Here is a 16,694-nt window from a genome sequence, read left to right as displayed (position 1 = left end):
CGGCAGGATTGACGGCGGCATACGAATCGCCAAGGACACCATGCAGACACGCACCAACAACCCGACGCCCTCGCGCCCCACCCAGGCGCCCATGCGCGAGCCGCGCGCCGCGCTGCCTTCGAACGCCACGCACTGGATCGCCGTGTGGCGGCGCAATTATCTGGTCTGGCGCAAGCTCGCCCTTGCGTCGATGTTCGGCAATCTCGCCGACCCGATGATCTATCTCTTCGGTCTCGGCTTCGGGCTTGGGCTGATGGTGGGGCACGTCGACGGCGTCTCGTACATCGCGTTTCTCGCGGCGGGGACGGTGTCGTCCTCGGTCATGATGTCGGCGAGCTTCGAGTCAATGTACTCGGGCTTCTCGCGCATGCACGTGCAGCGCACGTGGGAGGCGATCATGCACACGCCGCTCACGCTTGGCGACGTCGTGCTAGGCGAAGTCATGTGGGCCGCGAGCAAGTCGATGCTCTCGGGCGCGGCGATCATGGTGGTGGCCGGTTTGCTCGGCTACGCGAGTTTTCCTTCCATGCTGCTCGCGCTGCCCGTGATCGCGCTTGCGGGCCTCGCGTTCGCGAGCTGCGCGATGATCGTCACCGCGCTCGCGCCGTCCTACGACTTCTTCATGTTCTATCAAACGCTCGTGCTCACGCCCATGCTGCTGCTCTCGGGCGTGTTCTTCCCGATCGCACAGTTGCCCGCGGCCGCGCAGCACATCACGCTGATGCTGCCGCTCGCGCACGCCGTCGCGTTGATCCGCCCCGCCATGCTCGACCGGCCTGTCGAGCAGGCCGGGCTGCACCTGCTCGTGCTCGCGATTTACGTGGTGGTGCCGTTCGCGATCGCTTCGGTGCTGTTTCGCCGGCGCATGATGCGTTGAAGGACGTTTAAGCACATTAAGGCACGCCAAGGCATCGCGAGGCACTCAGTCCTCGTCGTCTCCCCAGGGAATATCGACGTCCGAAATAAACGCGACCGTCGCGAACGGGCCGCCTTCCTGGCGGCCGATCTTGCCGTCGGCGCGATGCCATTCCACGCGAAACATCGTCGATTGGGTCTGGGCGAGCAAACGCACCGTGCGGATCTCTTCCGGGTCCGACTCCTCCACCGGGCCATCGAGCGAAACCAGCAGCGACTGCGGCCACAGACCGTCTGCCGGGTCGTAAATGCGATCGCCGTCAGGAATCGAGGTGTCCGCTTCGACGCCGATGGTGGCCGAAGCCTCGACGATCATCTTGCCGAGCGCGCGCAGCACCGCCGTGGCGCGGGCCGAATTGGCCTGGCGGATGGCGAGGTCGCCGCGCGTGAGCGCCTGCTCGAGTTTCGGATTGGTTTTCTGCTTTGCCATGCTGGTTTTCGGGCCGAGGCCCGCTCCGTGGCGGACGGCGAACCGCCCGCGTATTACAAGAATGCCGACGCGGGACGCATGGCGCTTGCCTCGTCCCGGCGTCGCTAGAAGCCCAGGGTCACCGCCGCGAGCCCCGCGACGATGCCGAAGAACACCACCGTCGTGCCGACGATTGCCAGCATGCGCGGCCGGAACGAGCCCGCCAGCATCGCGAACGACGGCACGCTCACGGGCGGCAGCGTCATCAGGAGCGCGCCCGCGGGCCCCACGCCCATGCCGAGTGCGAGCATCGCCTGGATGATGGGGACTTCGCCGGCCGTGGGGATCACGAACAGCATGCCGACCACGGCGAAGGTGACGATCCAGCCAAGGCTGCTCGTCACTTCCGGGCCGATATGCGGAAAGAGCCACGCGCGCGCGGCGCCGAGCAGCAGCACGAGCACGATGTACTCCGGCACGAGACGCACGGCCATGCGCGCGAAGATGCGCACCCAGCGCACGAAGACGTTGCCGCCTTGCGCCTGTTGCTCAGTGAGAAGCGCCAGGCGGTCTTCGGCGGCACGCGACTCTTCAGGCGTGACGAGCCGGTTGCAAACCCAGCCAAGGCCGAACACCATCAACAGGCCCAGCGCGAGGCGCAGCGCGCTCCACTGCCAGCCCAGCACGAAGCCCATGAACACGAGCGTGGCGGGGTTGAGCACGGAGTTGCCGAGCCAGAATGCAATCGCGCCGCCTGCCGACGCATTGCGTGCGCGCAGGCCCACGACCACGGGCGCGGCGCAGCAGGTGCACATCATGCCGGGCACCGCGAGCAGGCCTCCCGCCGCCACGCTGCCAAAGCCGCGCCGGCCGAGTACGCGCGCGACCCATTGCACGGGCAGGAGCGCCTGCACGCCGGAGCCGAGCAGCAAACCGAGCACCATGGCCTGCCAGATCGCCTTGCCATAGGCGAAGGCGTAATCGAGCGCGGCGGAGAACGAGGGATCCGGCGCTGTGGACGCGCCGCCCATCAGGATCGATTTGCCGATGGAGTGGGTTTCCTCGGCGGTGAATGCGCGGTGATAGTACGGGAACCACTTCACGTAGAAGAGACCGGCCACCGCAAGCAAAATAAAAATGGGCCAGCCATAGGACGGAGGTGATTGCGCTGGACGTGCGCTCGTCATTTTGAATTCTCCGGGCTTGAGCGTATGGACGGCCGGTCGGGGCGCCGTCACACGAAGCGTGATGGTGCCCCAACCAGCGCATGCTGGATCGTAGTGTATGCCTTGCGAATCGCCAACGACTTTGCCGAGTTAGCCGCTAACGCGGCGCAGCGCAGCGCGGCCCGGAAGGGACCGCGCTGCGCCCTGCTATTCCGCTTAAGGGGCAGGATTAGGCTGCTGCTCGTGCAGCACGTCGATCTGCGCGAGCAATTCGGGGGTGAGCTTGACGTTGGCGCTGGCGATGTTTTCCTTCAACTGCTCGAGCGAGGTCGCGCCGATCAGATTGCTGGTGAGGAACGGCCGGCTGTTGACGAAAGCGAGCGCGAACTGCGCGGGCGTATAGCCGTGCGCCCGGGCGAGTTCCACGTAGCGCGTGGTCGCGGCCACCGATTCCGGCTTGCTGTAGCGCTTGAAACGCTCAAACCGCGTGATGCGCGCGCCTTCCGGACGCGCCCCGCCCTCGTACTTGCCCGACAGCCAGCCAAACGCGAGCGGCGAATACGCGAGCAGGCCCACGCCTTCGCGATGTGCGAATTCGGACAGGCCGCTTTCGAACGTGCGATTGAGCAGGCTATACGGATTCTGAATGCTGACGATGCGCGGCAGCCCCAGCTTTTCGGAGGCGCGCAGGAACTGCGCAACACCCCACGGCGTTTCGTTCGACACGCCGATATGGCGGACCTTCCCGGCCTTCACGAAATCGGCGAGCACGCTGAGCGTTTCCTCGATCGGCACCGTGTACGCGTCGTCGAGATACGGATACATGTTGCGGCCGAACGTCATCGTGCTGCGGTCGGGCCAGTGCAGCTGATACAGATCGACGTAATCGGTCTGCAGGCGCTTCAGGCTGCCATCGAGCGCCTCGGTCAGATTCTTGCGGTCGAACTGGTTCTGCGGCCCGCGAATGTGCTGCGGATTGTGCGGCTGGCGAGCCGGGCCCGCAATTTTGGTGGCGAGCACGATGCGCTCGCGTGCCGCGCGATGCTGCGCGAGCCAGGTCCCGATGAAACGCTCGGTCTGCCCTTGCGTCTCCGGGCGCGGCGGCACGGGGTACATTTCAGCCGCGTCGATCAGCGTGACGCCCTGGTCGAGCGCGTAGTCGATCTGTTCGTGCGCCTCGCGCTCCGTGTTCTGCTCGCCCCACGTCATCGTGCCGAGCCCGATCAGGCTCACCTTGACGTCGGTATCGCCGAGTGTGCGGTATTCCATGGAAACGTTATCCGTCAGTTCGGTTGGGGAAACGCTGACGCTATCACGCCGCGGGAATTTTTTCAGGGAATGCTGAATGCGGCCAGAATCCGCTGAATGTGCTGCGGCCGGCCGCTTCCCGAACCAGGACAACGCCTTCGACGCCGCTTTCGACCGCATTCGCGAGGCCATCGACCAGCGTGTTCGCGGCGCCTCCTGAGAAGGCGCTCGCCTCAAAAGCAAAAAAGCCGGACGTCGAAACGACATCCGGCTTCTTCAGGCCGCCCGACTGGCGAGCGGCCCGGCAACTTCAGTGCGGCTTACTGGCCGAAGAAGACCGATTGCGGGCCCGTGGCCTTCGCGTGGCTGCCCGACTGCGAAGCCGAACCGGCGACGCCGCCGTATGCCGTTTGGGCGCCTTGTTCCTGGACGCGCTCGGCGGCCACGGTCTGAACGCTCTGGCCACGCTGCGAAGCCGGCGCGCCAACGTCCGGGCGATAGAACGGTGCCGGACCATAGCCGCTGGCGAACGCCGGAGCGGCAACAGAAGCGGTAGCTGCGACCAGCAGCGCTGCGATGAGTTTGGTCTTCATGGTGGACTCCAATATCAGGTTCAATTGCGGATCGGGAAGGCGCCGCGCCTGGGAGGTCAGTGCCCACGAGCTGCGTCAACGAAACTCAGTGTATACACCTACTATCAGAAAATAATCGCGATACTCCGAATTTACTATTCTCCATTCCACAACAATCGCGTCAGGCAATTCTGACAAGGCTGAGCGACGAACAGACCCTAAAAACACGCTCAAAAAAATTTGCGCGACGCAGCAAATTGCTTGGGAATTACATAATTGAAGTAGGGTTTTTCGGCCGAAAATGGCCATCAGGCGCGCTTCCTGCATGGGCATTTGGCAAATTGGCGCAGTGCGCAAAGGGTACGAAGAGCCGCGCCCGTATGCGTTAAAATGCAAGGTTGATCCACGCCAGCCGTTACTCACCGGTTTCCCATCGCCATGTCCGCCAACCGTCAAGCCAGCCCCCGCCGCGTTTCCGTCGCGCCGATGATGGACTGGACCGATCGCCACTGCCGCTCGCTGCATCGCTTCATCTCCCGGCACGCGTGGCTGTATACGGAGATGGTGACGACGGGCGCCCTTCTCCACGGCGACGTGCCGCGCCATCTCGCGTTCACGCCGGCCGAAGCGCCGGTCGCGCTCCAGCTGGGCGGCAGCGAACCCGACGACCTCGCGCGCGCCGCGAAGCTCGGCGAACAGTGGGGTTACGACGAAATCAACCTGAACTGCGGCTGCCCGTCCGAGCGCGTGCAGCGCGGCGCATTCGGCGCGTGCCTGATGAACGAACCGCGACTCGTGGCGGACTGCGTGAAGGCGATGCGCGACGTCGTCTCCGTGCCCGTGACGGTCAAGCACCGCATTGGCGTGGATGCGGTCGAGGACTATGCGTTCGTGCGCGACTTTGTCGGCACGATTGCCGAAGCGGGCTGCGACGTTTTCATCGTCCACGCGCGCAACGCGATTCTGAAGGGCTTGAGCCCGAAGGAAAATCGCGAGATCCCGCCGCTCAAGTACGACTACGCGTACCGGCTCAAGCGCGACTTCCCGCAGCTCGAAATCATCATCAACGGCGGCATCAAAACGCTCGACGAAGTCGAGCAGCACTTACAGCATGTCGATGGCGTGATGCTCGGCCGCGAGGCTTATCACAACCCCTATGTGCTCGCCGACGTCGATGCGCGCTTCTATGGCGCAACCGAAGTCGCGCTCACGCGCGAGGAAGTGGAAGCGAAGCTCATCGAGTACTGCGCAAGCGAGATCGCGCGCGGCACTTACCTCGGCTCGATCGTGCGCCATGCGCTGGGTCTCTATCGCGGCGTGGCAGGCGCGCGCGGATGGCGCCGCATCCTCTCGGACAACCGCAAGCTCGCGAAGGCAGATCTCGCGATCTTCGACGAGGCGCGAGAATATTTGCGCGTTGCGGATGAAATTCTTGAATAAAGGGCTAGGCAAGTCTGCTTTGGTGTGTATATAATCTTGCTTCTTGATTGACGCCGCTTCCAAAGCAGCGCTGATTGAGAAAAAACAGCGGTGGCTGTAGCTCAGTTGGTAGAGTCCAGGATTGTGATTCCTGTTGTCGTGGGTTCGAGTCCCATCAGCCACCCCAAAGAATTCAAGCACTTATAAGTGCTCGCAGCGCAGAAACTGAATTTTTGGAAGATGTCATTTCAGATTCTGGAAGATGCGATGCAAAATGAAGCCCGCTTTATGCGGGCTTTTTTGCATTTGCGCTTGTGAATTCGAGCTCGCAAATCGCGGGGAAGAAAATGAAAAACGGGTAAAGCCGACTTTCGATTGGCTGATGACGCCGGTTTTTTGGATGAGGCGCGCCAAGCCCCTCTTTCCGCCACCCGCTGCATAAGGCTTTGAGCGATTGAGTCTGGCACAGTGCTGCCCCAACCCGTAGTCGAGCAGCACGACGACCATCGCTTAGGGAGCGCAGCCTACGCTAGCGCGAATGACAAGGAAGTCTCTATGCGCGGCGACTTCCTCAGCAATCAGAGCGCGTATTAAATCGTCGTCTGGCAATTCAAGGATCAGGCGCGGGAGTTCTCTGGCAACCTTTTCGCGAGCGATAACCCACGCCTCGTGGGCGGCTCCCACCTTATCCCTTGTATCCATTGTCTGTCCCCGGCGATTGGCAAAGTTTCTTCTGACTATCCGGCCGACATCGCTTGTCGTGCCTGCTTTTCGAGTGAAATCCGGAAGGAGTTAACCACAGACCGGCAACAAAACCGCACCCGAAACCTAGAGGCAGCGTTCAATTCATCCTCGGATCCCTATGGCGCCCACCACTGGACGCCTTGGTGCACGTCGAGCACATCGTAACGGCCACGCGGGTTAATGAATGCTCCTTCCCACGAAGCGATCGCCGACGACTTTCATGTCCGCTTGACGTGCTGATCGAGGAATGGCCGTGGCGCTTCCGTGGGTCGGCACGCCGGTCTGGCACCTGCACGAATCACTCAGCCGCCTGGAACGTCTAGCCCTGGCGTGACCGAGCGTCTGCCTTGGCAGCCCCGGAGAGTACGCCGCAGTCGGCACGGAGCTGTGGCATCGGCGCATGGCCGAGGTGGTGGGCGTCGTATGCGATCGCGGCGGACGCCCCGTCTGCAAGCTCCACGACCTGCGCACGCTCAACCCAAACGTGTTCACGCGCTTCCCGTTCACCAGCGCCGACAGCACGAACGTCGGCCAGAACGTCGGCATCGACAGCAAAAGGCGCAGCCCATACTGGCCGCCCACGAAAGAGGCGTGCGCCTGTCACGCCGCTCCCGTGGCCCCCTGCTGCGACCCAGCGAGCGAACAGGTTTGGAAACCGCCGTGGGCTTATCCACAGATTCGGTCGCACGGTTGTCCACAAAAACGGTGGACAAACCTGTGCAAAGGGCTAGCGACGCGGAGCGCGCTAGAGGCAGCCAATGCGCGCGACGCGCCTAGCCCATCAAGATTTCATCGACCTTCGCGCGCCCCCAAGCGAACCCGGCGCTTTCCGCATCGTCCCGAGTCCTGTGGCCCGTCTCCAGGTCTTGCGTCGAAGCAATGTCGCGTTCTGTGCCCCTGCTCACTTTCGCGCGCCAAACCCACATTTCATTGGGGCACTCAATGGTTTCCGAATGAAGGTCATAACCACGGTAGTCGGCAAAGCGCATGTTCCAACCCATCAGCAGTCTCCTTTCAAATTGAAAGGAAATAGTAGCATGGCCGACGCTCTCGTTCCGCGACGTGAAGCCGGGACTCAGCACCGACACCACAGCAACGAAATATGACAATGGGCCGAACCTCCAGGCATTCGCCTAAAACCGCGGGCAAAAGCGAGCCAAGCGGATTCGAAATCCGTCCTTGCGGTGGCTGGCGCGAGATAAGCAAACCTTGGATTAGGCTTCCACGGCAGCTAAGCTTCACCTCGTCTGACGAAATGTCGACTTGTCCCGCACAGAAAGAGACAAAGCTGGTCAACCCATTGGCGGAGCGCTCAGCGCCAAGCCGAACTTCGCGACTCGCCTTGCAGCGGCACCTCGGCTTTCAGACTTTCATCCGGTTGTGCGGTCCGCCAACGAGTCTGTTCATTCTCTCGTGGAGGCACCATGCACCGCCGTGAACTTTTGGCTCTGGTAGCCGCGGGGGCGCTCGTTGAGGGGGGAACCCGCCACGCGCAGGCGAGCCAGGCTAAATACACCAATGAAATCGCACTGCCCAAGCCCACCTTCGCGGGCACCGTTTCCCTGGAAGAAGCCATTTCGCGACGCAGATCCGTGCGCACCTTCGGCACAGAACCGTTGCCAGTCGAGACGGTCGGCCAGTTGCTGTGGGCTGGACAGGGCATCACCAGCCCAGACGGCAAGCGTGCGTCTCCTTCGGCAGGCGCTTTGTACGCGCTTGAGCTCTACGCGGTGAGCGCCACTGAGGTCATGCACTACCTGCCACAGGGCCACCGGGCCGAGACGCGCACCACGCCCGACCTGCGACCCAAGTTGAAAGCCGTTGCACTCGGGCAAGCGTCTGTCGGGGCAGCGCCGCTCGTCATCGCGGTGGCCGCCGACCCCAGTCGGCTTTCCCAGCGGTATGGCGCCCGGGACCTTCCCTACTCCCAGCAAGAGGCCGCGCATGCCGTCCAGAACATGCTGCTTCAGGCCGCCGTCCTTAAGCTTGCCGCCGTGCCCGTTGGGTCCGTCGACGGGTACAAAGCCGCGCAAGCGCTTGCCCTGCCTGCTGGCCAGACTGTCGTCTATCTCATCCCGGTAGGCCCTCCCGCCTGAACACAGCGAAAGACGCCAGTACAACGAGGCGTCATGCTGAGCTGCGCATCGGACAGCTTCCGCAGCTTTTCTCGAAGCTGTAGCGCTGGCGCTACGTCTACGATGCCGGCTAAAATGCATCGGAATTTCGGAACACGTCGCTGCAAACGCGCGCCAGTGTTGGGTCGACAAAGTGCGATATATTCCGAAATCGAAATCCTAGGGCTTGGATTTTTAACCTGAATTGGCTGTTCGGCGACTCGATTCTGAATCCTGTTGTCGTGGGTTCGAGTCCCATCAGCCCCCCAAAGAATTCAGCAGTGAACAAATGAGCCCGCACTGGTTGCGGGCTTTTTTGCGTCTGTGCACGAGAGACACCCGGGAACGCCCTTGAGCTTCGAGGAATATTACAGGCGGCTGCAGCTGCCGGAGACTGCGTCGCCGGCGGAGATCAAGCGCGCGTACCGTCATTTGCGCGCGAAGTACCACCCCGACCGCAACAAGGGACGCGAGGCGACGGTCGAGCCGGTGTTCAAGCTCATTCAGGAAGCCTTCGAGATTCTGAGCGGCAGGCGCGTCGCGCCAACAGACAGGACAACTGGCGCCGCAAACCCGGCCAGCAAAACCCGCACCGGAGAAGCATCGACGCGACACCGCCGTGCGACGCCGCCCATGCGCGGCGCGAACTGTCTCGTCGAGCTATTCGTGCCGCTCGAAGTCGCACTCGACGGCGGCGGCGTTCAAGCCCACTACCCTGTCAAAGGTCCCTGTCCGGCGTGTGAGCAGGAAGATCGCGGCGCGCTTTGCGAGCAGTGTCACGGCACAGGCGTGAAAACGTGGCGCAAATCGCAAGCTGTCGAGATTCCTCGCGGAGCATGGGACGGTCAGCGTCTGGTGGTGCCAGGCGGCGGCCATCCCGGCGTGAATGGCGGGCCGCCCGGCGACGCCACGTTTTCCGTTTCCATCGTTTGCGCCCCGGGCTTCACGCGCAACGGGCTCGACCTTGCCTGCGACCTGCAGATCGACTTCGTGACTGCCATGCTGGGCGGCGGCCTCCAGGCGAAGGTCCTCGGCCGCACGTTCGAGGTGAAGATTCCAGCGAACGCAAATGCGCGCACGGCAATCCGTCTGCCCGGCCAGGGGCTCGCGGACCGCAACGGCACGCGCGGCATCCTCACGCTGCACCTCGTGCTCACCATGCCGGCCGCCGCCGCACATCTGAGCGGCGCCGAGCGCCAGCAACTCCGCGACATGTTCGCCGCTGCCGAGCGCCGGGCCAGCCAGTCGCCTGCCTCGGGCTCGCAAGGCAAACGCTAGCCAGCTTGCGCGCCGCGCGCATCGATCCACGCGCGCGCGGCGTCGAAGCCCGCCTGGGCCGCCGCGTGCTCAGTGGACCAGAGTCGCGTGATATGCACGAGCTGCCAGTCCTCTACAACGGTATCGCCCTTCAGCACGCGAAAGTGCGCCTTCACACCCGTGAGCACCTGCTCGACCGCGACTTCGATGTCGTAGTCCTTGTAGCGCTCCTGGTAGTCGCCCATGTCGTTGCCCTTCGGCTCCATGATCGCCTCTCCGTCTTCTGCTGACGGTTCATGCTAGCACTTCGCCCCTGTGCGGCTCGCAGGCGGGCCCGACGCGCGATCCGCTTCACAGGCGCGCGATCGACACCTCCGTGGACTTCACCAGCGCGACCACTTCCGATCCTACTTTCAACTCGAGTTCGTCGATCGAGCGCGTGGTAATCACCGAAGTCACGATGCCGAACGCCGTGTCGACATCGACTTCCGAAACGACGGGCCCGCGAATGATCTCCTTGATCTTGCCGCGAAACTGGTTGCGCACGTTGATGGCGGTAATGCTCATAAGTTAGGCTCCGGGAGTTCGAGTATAAAAAGAGGATTCCTGATAAACGATTCAAGCCGCCGCGCCCGAAGGCCGCCCGGTGGCTGGCTGCGCGCCGTGGCCGAGCACGCGCTGCAGAACGCTCTCCTCGAGCGCAGCGAAGCGCGCGTCCACTCGCGCACGCGGGCGTTCGAGCGGCACGGTCTGATCGAGCGCGATACGCCCCGCCTCGACGAGCAGAATGCGGTCGCCCAGCGCGACGGCTTCGTGCACGTCATGCGTCACCAGCAGCGCGGTGAAGCGGTGCTCGCGCCACAAGCGCTCGATCAATGCATGCATCTCGATACGCGTGAGCGCGTCGAGCGCACCGAGCGGCTCGTCTAGCAGCAACAGGCTCGGACGATGCACCAGCGCGCGGGCAAGCGCCACGCGCTGCCGCTGGCCGCCCGAGAGTCGCGCGGGCCACTCGTCGGCGCGCGCAAGCAGGCCCACCTCGTCGAGCACAGCGCGGGCGTCGTCGCGCGCACGTCGCCCGAGGCCGAGCATCACGTTCTGCAACACGGTTTTCCACGGCAGCAGGCGTGCGTCCTGGAACATGATGCGCGTGTCGAGCGGCGCGCCACCCGCGCCGCGCCGTTGCACCTCGCCCTCGTCCGGCGCTTCGAGACCTGCGATCAGACGCAGCAGCGTGGACTTGCCGCAACCGCTGCGTCCGACGATGGAAACAAAGCTGCCGCGCTCGATCGCAAGGTCAAAGCCGCTCAGCACGGCACGCTCGCCGTAGCGTTTTCCCACGCCACGCAGTGCAACGGCGGCGTCCGCTCCCTGCGAATTCGTGCGCAATGCCACGCCTTCGCGGGCGACCTGCGCACGGCCGTTGCGTTCGCGCGCCGGCTCGCGTTCAAAGCCGTCCCGGCCTGCGCCGTAGTTCGATGCCAACTGGCTCACGCTCATGCTTCGTTCTCCTGTTGATAGGCGGGATGCCAGCGCAGCGCCACGCGCTCGAGCCACTTCGCCAGCCAATCAGCGAGTTTGCCGAGCGCCGCGTATAGCAGGATGCCGACCACCACTACGTCGGTTTGCAGGAATTCGCGCGCATTCATCGTCATGTATCCGATGCCCGATTGCGCGGAAATCGTTTCGGCCACGATCAGCGTCACCCACATCAGGCCAAGCGCAAAGCGCACGCCAACGAGTATCGACGGCAACGCCCCCGGCAATATCACTTCGCGATAGAGCGCGAAACCCTTGAGCCCGTAGCTGCGCGCCATCTCCACGAGGTTGGCGTCCACCGAGCGGATGCCGTGGAACGTATTCACGTACACCGGGAAGAACACGCCCAGCGCCACGAGAAAGACCTTTGCTTCCTCGCCAATGCCGAACCACAAGATCACGAGCGGAATCATGGCGAGCGCCGGAATATTGCGGACCATCTGCACGGTCGAGTCGAGCGCGGTTTCAACGGGCTTGAAAAGTCCCGTAGCCAGTCCAAGCACGAGCCCGATGCCGCCACCGATCGCGAACCCCGAAAGCGCGCGCCAGGTGCTCACGCGCACGTCGGCCCACATCTCGCCCGACTCGATCAGCGACCAGGCGGCCCGCAGCACGGCGAGCGGCTCGGGCAGCACACGCGTCGAGAGCGCGCCGCTTTTGGCGGCGACCTCCCAGATCACCAGCACCGCCAGCGGCACGAGCCAAGGCGCGATCCGCCGCCGGCTCGCCCGCACAAATGCCCGCATACCGCGCAGTGCGCCGTCGGGGCTTGCGGGACCGCGGGTGGGCGCGGCCGTTACTACGGATTGCGTCATCGTTGCATTCTCCACGATTGCTGCGTTTGTCCAGTGCCTCAGCTCTGGCTCACCTTCGGCAGATAGTGATTGCCGACCACTTCGCCGAACGGCCCCGAAAGCGGGCCGCCCGCGCCCTTCGCCGCGCGCCCCGGCAGCAGCGGGAATACAAGCTCCGCAAAACGATAGGATTCCTCCAGATGCGGATAGCCGGACAAAATGAAGGTCTCGATGCCAAGCGCCGCATATTCCTTCATGAGCGCCGCCACCTGTTCAGGATTGCCGACGAGCGCCGTGCCCGCGCCACCACGCACGAGACCCACACCCGCCCACAGGTTCGGATACACCTCGAGGTCCTTGCGCGTGCCGCGCTTGCCGCCGTGCAGCGCAGCCATGCGGCGCTGCCCTTCCGAGTCCATCTTCGCAAACGCAGCCTGAGCGCGCGCAACCGTCTCGTCGTCGAGGTGGCTGATGAGCTTGTCGGCTGCGGCCCACGCTTCCTCTTCGGTCTCGCGCACGATCACATGCAGGCGGATGCCGAAGCGGATCGTGCGCCCATGCTCGGCCGCGCGCGCACGAATGTCGGCGATCTTGCGCGCGACGGCTTCGGGCGGCTCGCCCCACGTCAGATACGTGTCGATGTGCGCGCCCGCCATGGCGTGCGCAGCCGGCGAAGAGCCGCCGAACCACAGCGGCGGATGCGGATGCTGCACCGGCGGGTACAGGACCTTGCCGCCGACCGAGCGCAGATGCTGCCCTTCGAAGTCGATCGCCTCGTTCGTGTGCGATGCCGCGAGCAGCTGGCGCCAGATATGCAGGAACTCGTCGGTGATTTCGTAGCGGGTGTCGTGATCGACGAAAAAGCCATCGCCTTCCAGTTCGGCCGTGTCGCCGCCCGTCACGACATTGATGAGCAGACGGCCATTGGAGAGCCGGTCGAACGTGGCGGCCATGCGCGCGGAAAGCGCCGGCGACGAAAGACCTGGGCGGATCGCCACGAGAAACTTCAGGCGCCGCGTCGCGGCGATGAGGCTGGACGCCACGACCCATGCGTCCTCGCACGAGCGCCCCGTGGGCAGCAGGACGCCCTCGTAGCCGAGCGTATCGGCGGCCACGGCGATCTGCTGGAAGTACGCGAGATCGGCCGCGCGCGCGCCCTGGGTCGTGCCCAGATAGCGGCTGTCGCCGTGGGTCGGAATGAACCAGAAAACATTCATGCGTAGCTCCTGCCAGGAATTTCGAAACATGGGGCGCAACTTGCAGCAGACGCGCGCGGGCGCGCCGCGCAAACGAACGCGCCGCTCATGGCTCAATTGAAAGGATTGGACAGCTGACGGATTGCGCCGGCGCGTTCGCGGTACGCCACGCGCGGCGCCCGGCGACGGCGGCGCCGTCTTCATGGGGAACCAGTCTAGGGACGGCCCTCGCCCTTTAGAACGATTTTTTTGAGCTTAGGTTTTCCACTTTCGTGCTTTGCCCGACGCTTTAGCATACGGCGCGCCTCGCGCGCACCGCGCGCCGATATAATGGCGCACGCACCCACAAAAACACCGGCGCGCCGCGCGCGAGAACGCTCCCACAGGCTCATTGCGCGGTGAGGCCAAGCAAGCTCTCGCACGATTTCATGCAAAAACTGATTCTGCCGTTCATCTCCGGCTTTCTGGCGTCGCTCTTTTTTCGCGAGGCAACGCTCGCGCTCCTGCATGCCGCGCAGGTTACCAACGCGGCCGGATTTTCGACGGACCCGTTCCTGCCACTCGGGCTGCCCGAGTTCCTCGTGAACGCGATCTGGAGCGCCGTCTGGGCCATTCTGATGGCGTGGCTGCTGCGCGTGTCGCCTGCGCGGCCCGCGCCGTGGGTTCAGGCGTTCGTGTTCGGCGGCATCGTGCTCACCGCGGCAATGGTGTTCGTCGTCGATCCGCTGCGCGGCATCTGGCCGAGCGGCAACATGCTGCCGCGGCTGGCCACGGGCTTCGCCTCGAATGCGATGTGGGGCTGGGGCGCGCTCGTTTTCATGCGCGCGTTCATGAGCGAAACTGCCGAAGACTGACCCCGCCTGCGGGCCGTGCACGATGCGCGGCCCGTGTTTGACCGCCGCGCTTTTCCCTCCCGCTTTCCTCCCCTGCTCCCGCGCCAGCCAGCTCAACCCATCAGTTCGCGCAGCGGATGGTCCGCCGGACTCCAGGGACTCTCGAACATCCGCTCGACGTCTTCGCGGCGCACATCCTCGATATTCGCAAAGCGCCACTGCGGATGATTGTCCTTGTCGATAATGCGTGCGCGTATGCCCTCCATGACGTCGCCGATCGCGAAGCTCGAGCGCGTGAGATCGAGGTCGCGGCGCAGGCAGTCGGCCATCGTGCCTTCCGCGCGCGACACAACCTCCAGCGACACCGCCATCGAAAGCGGCGAGCGCTCGCGCAGCACCTCCACCATCTGCCCTGCCCATTCGGCTTGCGCACCTTCGCCCGTGCGCTGCGCGGCTGCGAGCGAAGCCAGCATGGCTGGCACATCGGCAAGCGAGAAATGCCGGTCGATCCAGCCGCGAACCGCAGCCAGCGACGAACCTTCGGCGAGGCGCTGCAACTCGGCCGCGGGCAGCGCCGCCTGTCGGATATGCGCGACCAATTCCGCGCCACTTGCGAACGGCTCGCTCTCGAGCGCATCGAGCAGCGCGGGCCACGCGGCCTCGTCTAGCGACGCGTCGGCGAGGCCCGCATAGACCCCGCTCGCCTGGTCGAGCGTCTCGCCGGTCACCGCGAGATACCGGCCAATCGCGCCAGGCGTGCGCGCAAGGAACCAGCCCATGCCGACATCGGGAAAGAGGCCAATGCGCGTCTCCGGCATCGCCATGCGCGTGCTCGACCCCACGAGCCGCAGGCCGCCCGTGCGATGCGCGCCCTGCGAGATGCCCATGCCGCCGCCCATGACCACACCGTTGAGCAGCGCGATATACGGTTTCGGAAACGTGAAGATGGCGTGATTCAGGCGATATTCGTCGGAGAAAAACGTGTCGAGCGCCGCCTGATCGCCCGCGCGGTACGACTCGTACAGGAATCGAATGTCACCGCCGGCGCAGAACGCGCGCGCATGGCGCGTGCGCACGATCACTGCGAGCACGCCCGGGTCGTCGCGCCAGCGATCGAGCGCCGCGTGCATCGTGCGGACCATGCCAGTGGTGAGCGCATTGAGCGCCTGCGGGCGTTCGAGTTCGATAAAGCCGATACGGTTCGCTACGCGTGTCACCACGTGCGCGTCGGTATCGGTTGCGGTCGGGCTTGCGTTGGCTTCGTGTGACATGGCGATTGGCAAGGCGGAACGATGAGCGGCATCTTCAGATCGCGTGAGGTGCGGTCACAGACTGCTTGAGGCTATCACGTCGCCACCCGAGGCGCTGGCGCGGTCGACGGCGTAGCCGCGGCGGCGCGCGTGCCGAACCAGGCATCGAGCGTGGCGTCGATCAACGGACCGGGTGCGGCGTGCTGAAAGCCGGCACGTGCGAGCGTGAGCATCACCACGCCGTGCAGCGTTGCCCAAAGCGACTGCGCGAGCACGGCGCTGTCGACACGCGCCCCGCTCGCCGGTGCGAGTGCGGAGAGCGTAGCGGCAAAGAGCTGCGCGCCGCAGGCCGGCGCGGCGTCTGTGTCAGGTTCATCAACCGCAACAGGCGCGTCGTTCTGACGGCGCGCGGCCGGCTCCGCATGCGCCGGGCGCGCCTTGCGCGCCATGAAGATGAGTTCGTAAGTCTGCGGATGGTCGCAGCCATAAGCCACGTAGGCGTGTGCGAGCGCATGAAGCCGCTCGCGCGCGTCGGCGATCAGCGTGAGTGGTTCGAGCTGCGCAAGCAGTTGCGCGCAACCCTCTTGACCGAGCGCCTCGGCAATCTCGTCGCGGCCCGAGAAATGCAGGTAGAGGGACGCTGGCGAATATCCGATCGCGTCGGCGATCTTGCGCATCGAGAGCGCGGCGAGGCCTTCGCGCATGACGATGCGGCGCGCAGCATCGAGAATGCGCTCGCGCCGGTCGTGCGCGCGCGCTGCTTGCCTGGCTGGCAGTTCGCGATGCTTGCGTTCGACGATTCCCATGACGACGCCTGGCGGTTGCCGTAACCGAAATGTCCTGTGACGCCCGGGCGGGCGCGCCCTGCACTACGAATCCAGGCGTCCGGGCGGAAAGTGTCCGCTCTTGAGCAGCACCGGCGTGCCATTGCTGAGTTCGAGATGGGCGCGTGCCACGGCCTCGATGCGCGGACGACCCGCGTCGAACGCCTGCATCGACGCGTCGCGGCTCGCCGGCAGCGCGCCGAAATGGTCCTCGAGCGCCTCGACGGAAATCGCGCACGGTACGCGTGTGCCGTCGACGAGTGCGGGGAAGACCACGGTCAGATTGGCGTCGCGATAGAGCGGCGCGTCGGCGGGAAAACGAATGATCATGTCCAGCCCCAATGGGGAAAACCAGCAGAAAGCACTGCCGCCGCAGGACCACGCGGTGCGCGGCGGTAACCGGCCATACTACGC

Annotated in this window: 20 protein-coding genes and 1 tRNA gene; 7 read left to right on the top strand and 14 right to left on the bottom strand. The window is 64.5% G+C overall.

Going from position 1 to position 16,694, the window contains the following annotated elements:
* The first annotated feature begins 40 nt into the window (after positions 1 to 40).
* Positions 41 to 877: an ABC transporter permease gene (locus tag U5A57_RS24910; RefSeq protein ID WP_415774055.1), complete on the top strand. Its 837-nt coding sequence runs from the start codon at positions 41 to 43 to the stop codon at positions 875 to 877.
* 45 nt (positions 878 to 922) lie between these two features.
* Here the strand turns inward: U5A57_RS24910 and U5A57_RS24905 are convergent, their stop codons facing one another.
* The 3 genes from U5A57_RS24905 to U5A57_RS24895 form a co-directional block, all read right to left on the bottom strand.
* Positions 923 to 1,345 (bottom strand): hypothetical protein, encoded by a 423-nt coding sequence (locus U5A57_RS24905; protein ID WP_321914289.1) that lies wholly within the window; start codon positions 1,343 to 1,345, stop codon positions 923 to 925.
* Between the two features lie 104 nt (positions 1,346 to 1,449).
* Positions 1,450 to 2,511 (bottom strand): permease, encoded by a 1,062-nt coding sequence (locus tag U5A57_RS24900; RefSeq protein WP_321914288.1) that lies wholly within the window; start codon positions 2,509 to 2,511, stop codon positions 1,450 to 1,452.
* Positions 2,512 to 2,706: 195 nt separating this feature from the next.
* Entirely contained in the window at positions 2,707 to 3,759 is a 1,053-nt protein-coding gene (locus tag U5A57_RS24895; RefSeq protein WP_321914287.1) for an NADP(H)-dependent aldo-keto reductase, read from the bottom strand.
* Between the two features lie 76 nt (positions 3,760 to 3,835).
* Between U5A57_RS24895 and U5A57_RS24890 the strand changes: the two genes are divergently transcribed.
* Positions 3,836 to 3,958, top strand: coding sequence for a hypothetical protein (locus U5A57_RS24890; protein WP_321914286.1), 123 nt, complete (start codon positions 3,836 to 3,838; stop codon positions 3,956 to 3,958).
* Between the two features lie 100 nt (positions 3,959 to 4,058).
* Here U5A57_RS24890 and U5A57_RS24885 read toward each other — a convergent pair whose 3' ends face one another.
* Positions 4,059 to 4,331, bottom strand: a complete 273-nt coding sequence (locus U5A57_RS24885) for a hypothetical protein (protein ID WP_028204875.1) — start codon at positions 4,329 to 4,331, stop codon at positions 4,059 to 4,061.
* A gap of 417 nt (positions 4,332 to 4,748) precedes the next feature.
* On the opposite strand from U5A57_RS24885, the gene dusA reads away from it, so the two are divergent.
* Positions 4,749 to 5,750 (top strand): tRNA dihydrouridine(20/20a) synthase DusA, encoded by a 1,002-nt coding sequence (gene dusA / locus U5A57_RS24880; protein WP_321914285.1) that lies wholly within the window; start codon positions 4,749 to 4,751, stop codon positions 5,748 to 5,750.
* A 90-nt stretch (positions 5,751 to 5,840) separates the two neighbouring features.
* A tRNA-His gene (locus U5A57_RS24875) sits at positions 5,841 to 5,916 on the top strand.
* Positions 5,917 to 5,972: 56 nt separating this feature from the next.
* Here U5A57_RS24875 and U5A57_RS24870 read toward each other — a convergent pair.
* Positions 5,973 to 6,227, bottom strand: coding sequence for a hypothetical protein (locus U5A57_RS24870; protein WP_321914284.1), 255 nt, complete (start codon positions 6,225 to 6,227; stop codon positions 5,973 to 5,975).
* Positions 6,228 to 7,246: 1,019 nt separating this feature from the next.
* Positions 7,247 to 7,582: a hypothetical protein gene (locus tag U5A57_RS24865; protein ID WP_321914283.1), complete on the bottom strand. Its 336-nt coding sequence runs from the start codon at positions 7,580 to 7,582 to the stop codon at positions 7,247 to 7,249.
* 315 nt (positions 7,583 to 7,897) lie between these two features.
* On the opposite strand from U5A57_RS24865, the gene U5A57_RS24860 reads away from it, so the two are divergent.
* On the top strand, positions 7,898 to 8,569 hold the full coding sequence (locus tag U5A57_RS24860; protein WP_321914282.1) for a SagB/ThcOx family dehydrogenase: 672 nt from the start codon (positions 7,898 to 7,900) through the stop codon (positions 8,567 to 8,569).
* A 369-nt stretch (positions 8,570 to 8,938) separates the two neighbouring features.
* On the top strand, positions 8,939 to 9,865 hold the full coding sequence (locus U5A57_RS24855) for a DnaJ C-terminal domain-containing protein (RefSeq protein ID WP_321914281.1): 927 nt from the start codon (positions 8,939 to 8,941) through the stop codon (positions 9,863 to 9,865).
* Here the strand turns inward: U5A57_RS24855 and U5A57_RS24850 are convergent.
* The 5 genes from U5A57_RS24850 to ssuD form a co-directional block, all read right to left on the bottom strand.
* On the bottom strand, positions 9,862 to 10,110 hold the full coding sequence (locus tag U5A57_RS24850; protein ID WP_321914280.1) for a DUF6566 family protein: 249 nt from the start codon (positions 10,108 to 10,110) through the stop codon (positions 9,862 to 9,864). The two genes, U5A57_RS24855 and U5A57_RS24850, sit on opposite strands and share 4 nt — an antisense overlap.
* Positions 10,111 to 10,195: 85 nt before the next feature.
* The gene (locus U5A57_RS24845) at positions 10,196 to 10,411 is read right to left on the bottom strand and encodes a TOBE domain-containing protein (protein WP_028204871.1); all 216 of its coding nucleotides are present in this window, start codon (positions 10,409 to 10,411) and stop codon (positions 10,196 to 10,198) included.
* A 51-nt stretch (positions 10,412 to 10,462) separates the two neighbouring features.
* A complete protein-coding gene (locus U5A57_RS24840; RefSeq protein ID WP_321914279.1) occupies positions 10,463 to 11,344 on the bottom strand; it encodes an ATP-binding cassette domain-containing protein in 882 nt (293 codons plus the stop codon).
* Positions 11,341 to 12,129, bottom strand: a complete 789-nt coding sequence (gene ssuC / locus U5A57_RS24835) for an aliphatic sulfonate ABC transporter permease SsuC (protein WP_321914324.1) — start codon at positions 12,127 to 12,129, stop codon at positions 11,341 to 11,343. Before ssuC ends, U5A57_RS24840 begins: the two co-directional genes overlap by 4 nt.
* 107 nt (positions 12,130 to 12,236) lie before the next feature.
* Positions 12,237 to 13,394 (bottom strand): FMNH2-dependent alkanesulfonate monooxygenase, encoded by a 1,158-nt coding sequence (gene ssuD, locus U5A57_RS24830; protein WP_321914278.1) that lies wholly within the window; start codon positions 13,392 to 13,394, stop codon positions 12,237 to 12,239.
* 407 nt (positions 13,395 to 13,801) lie between these two features.
* Here ssuD and U5A57_RS24825 point away from each other — a divergent pair, with 407 nt between their 5' ends.
* Positions 13,802 to 14,227: a hypothetical protein gene (locus U5A57_RS24825; protein WP_321914277.1), complete on the top strand. Its 426-nt coding sequence runs from the start codon at positions 13,802 to 13,804 to the stop codon at positions 14,225 to 14,227.
* Between the two features lie 92 nt (positions 14,228 to 14,319).
* Here the strand turns inward: U5A57_RS24825 and U5A57_RS24820 are convergent, their stop codons facing one another.
* The 3 genes from U5A57_RS24820 to U5A57_RS24810 all read right to left on the bottom strand — a co-directional run bounded on the left by U5A57_RS24820 (position 14,320) and on the right by U5A57_RS24810 (position 16,610).
* Entirely contained in the window at positions 14,320 to 15,477 is a 1,158-nt protein-coding gene (locus tag U5A57_RS24820) for an enoyl-CoA hydratase/isomerase family protein (protein ID WP_321914276.1), read from the bottom strand.
* A gap of 74 nt (positions 15,478 to 15,551) precedes the next feature.
* Positions 15,552 to 16,262, bottom strand: a complete 711-nt coding sequence (locus tag U5A57_RS24815) for a TetR/AcrR family transcriptional regulator (protein ID WP_321914275.1) — start codon at positions 16,260 to 16,262, stop codon at positions 15,552 to 15,554.
* A gap of 63 nt (positions 16,263 to 16,325) precedes the next feature.
* Positions 16,326 to 16,610, bottom strand: coding sequence for a DUF1488 domain-containing protein (locus U5A57_RS24810; RefSeq protein ID WP_321914274.1), 285 nt, complete (start codon positions 16,608 to 16,610; stop codon positions 16,326 to 16,328).
* Positions 16,611 to 16,694 lie beyond the last annotated feature (84 nt).

Source organism: Paraburkholderia sp. J11-2 (genome assembly GCF_905220185.1).
Lineage (GTDB): Bacteria > Pseudomonadota > Gammaproteobacteria > Burkholderiales > Burkholderiaceae > Paraburkholderia.
This window is presented reverse-complemented; position numbering and strand designations above follow the sequence as displayed.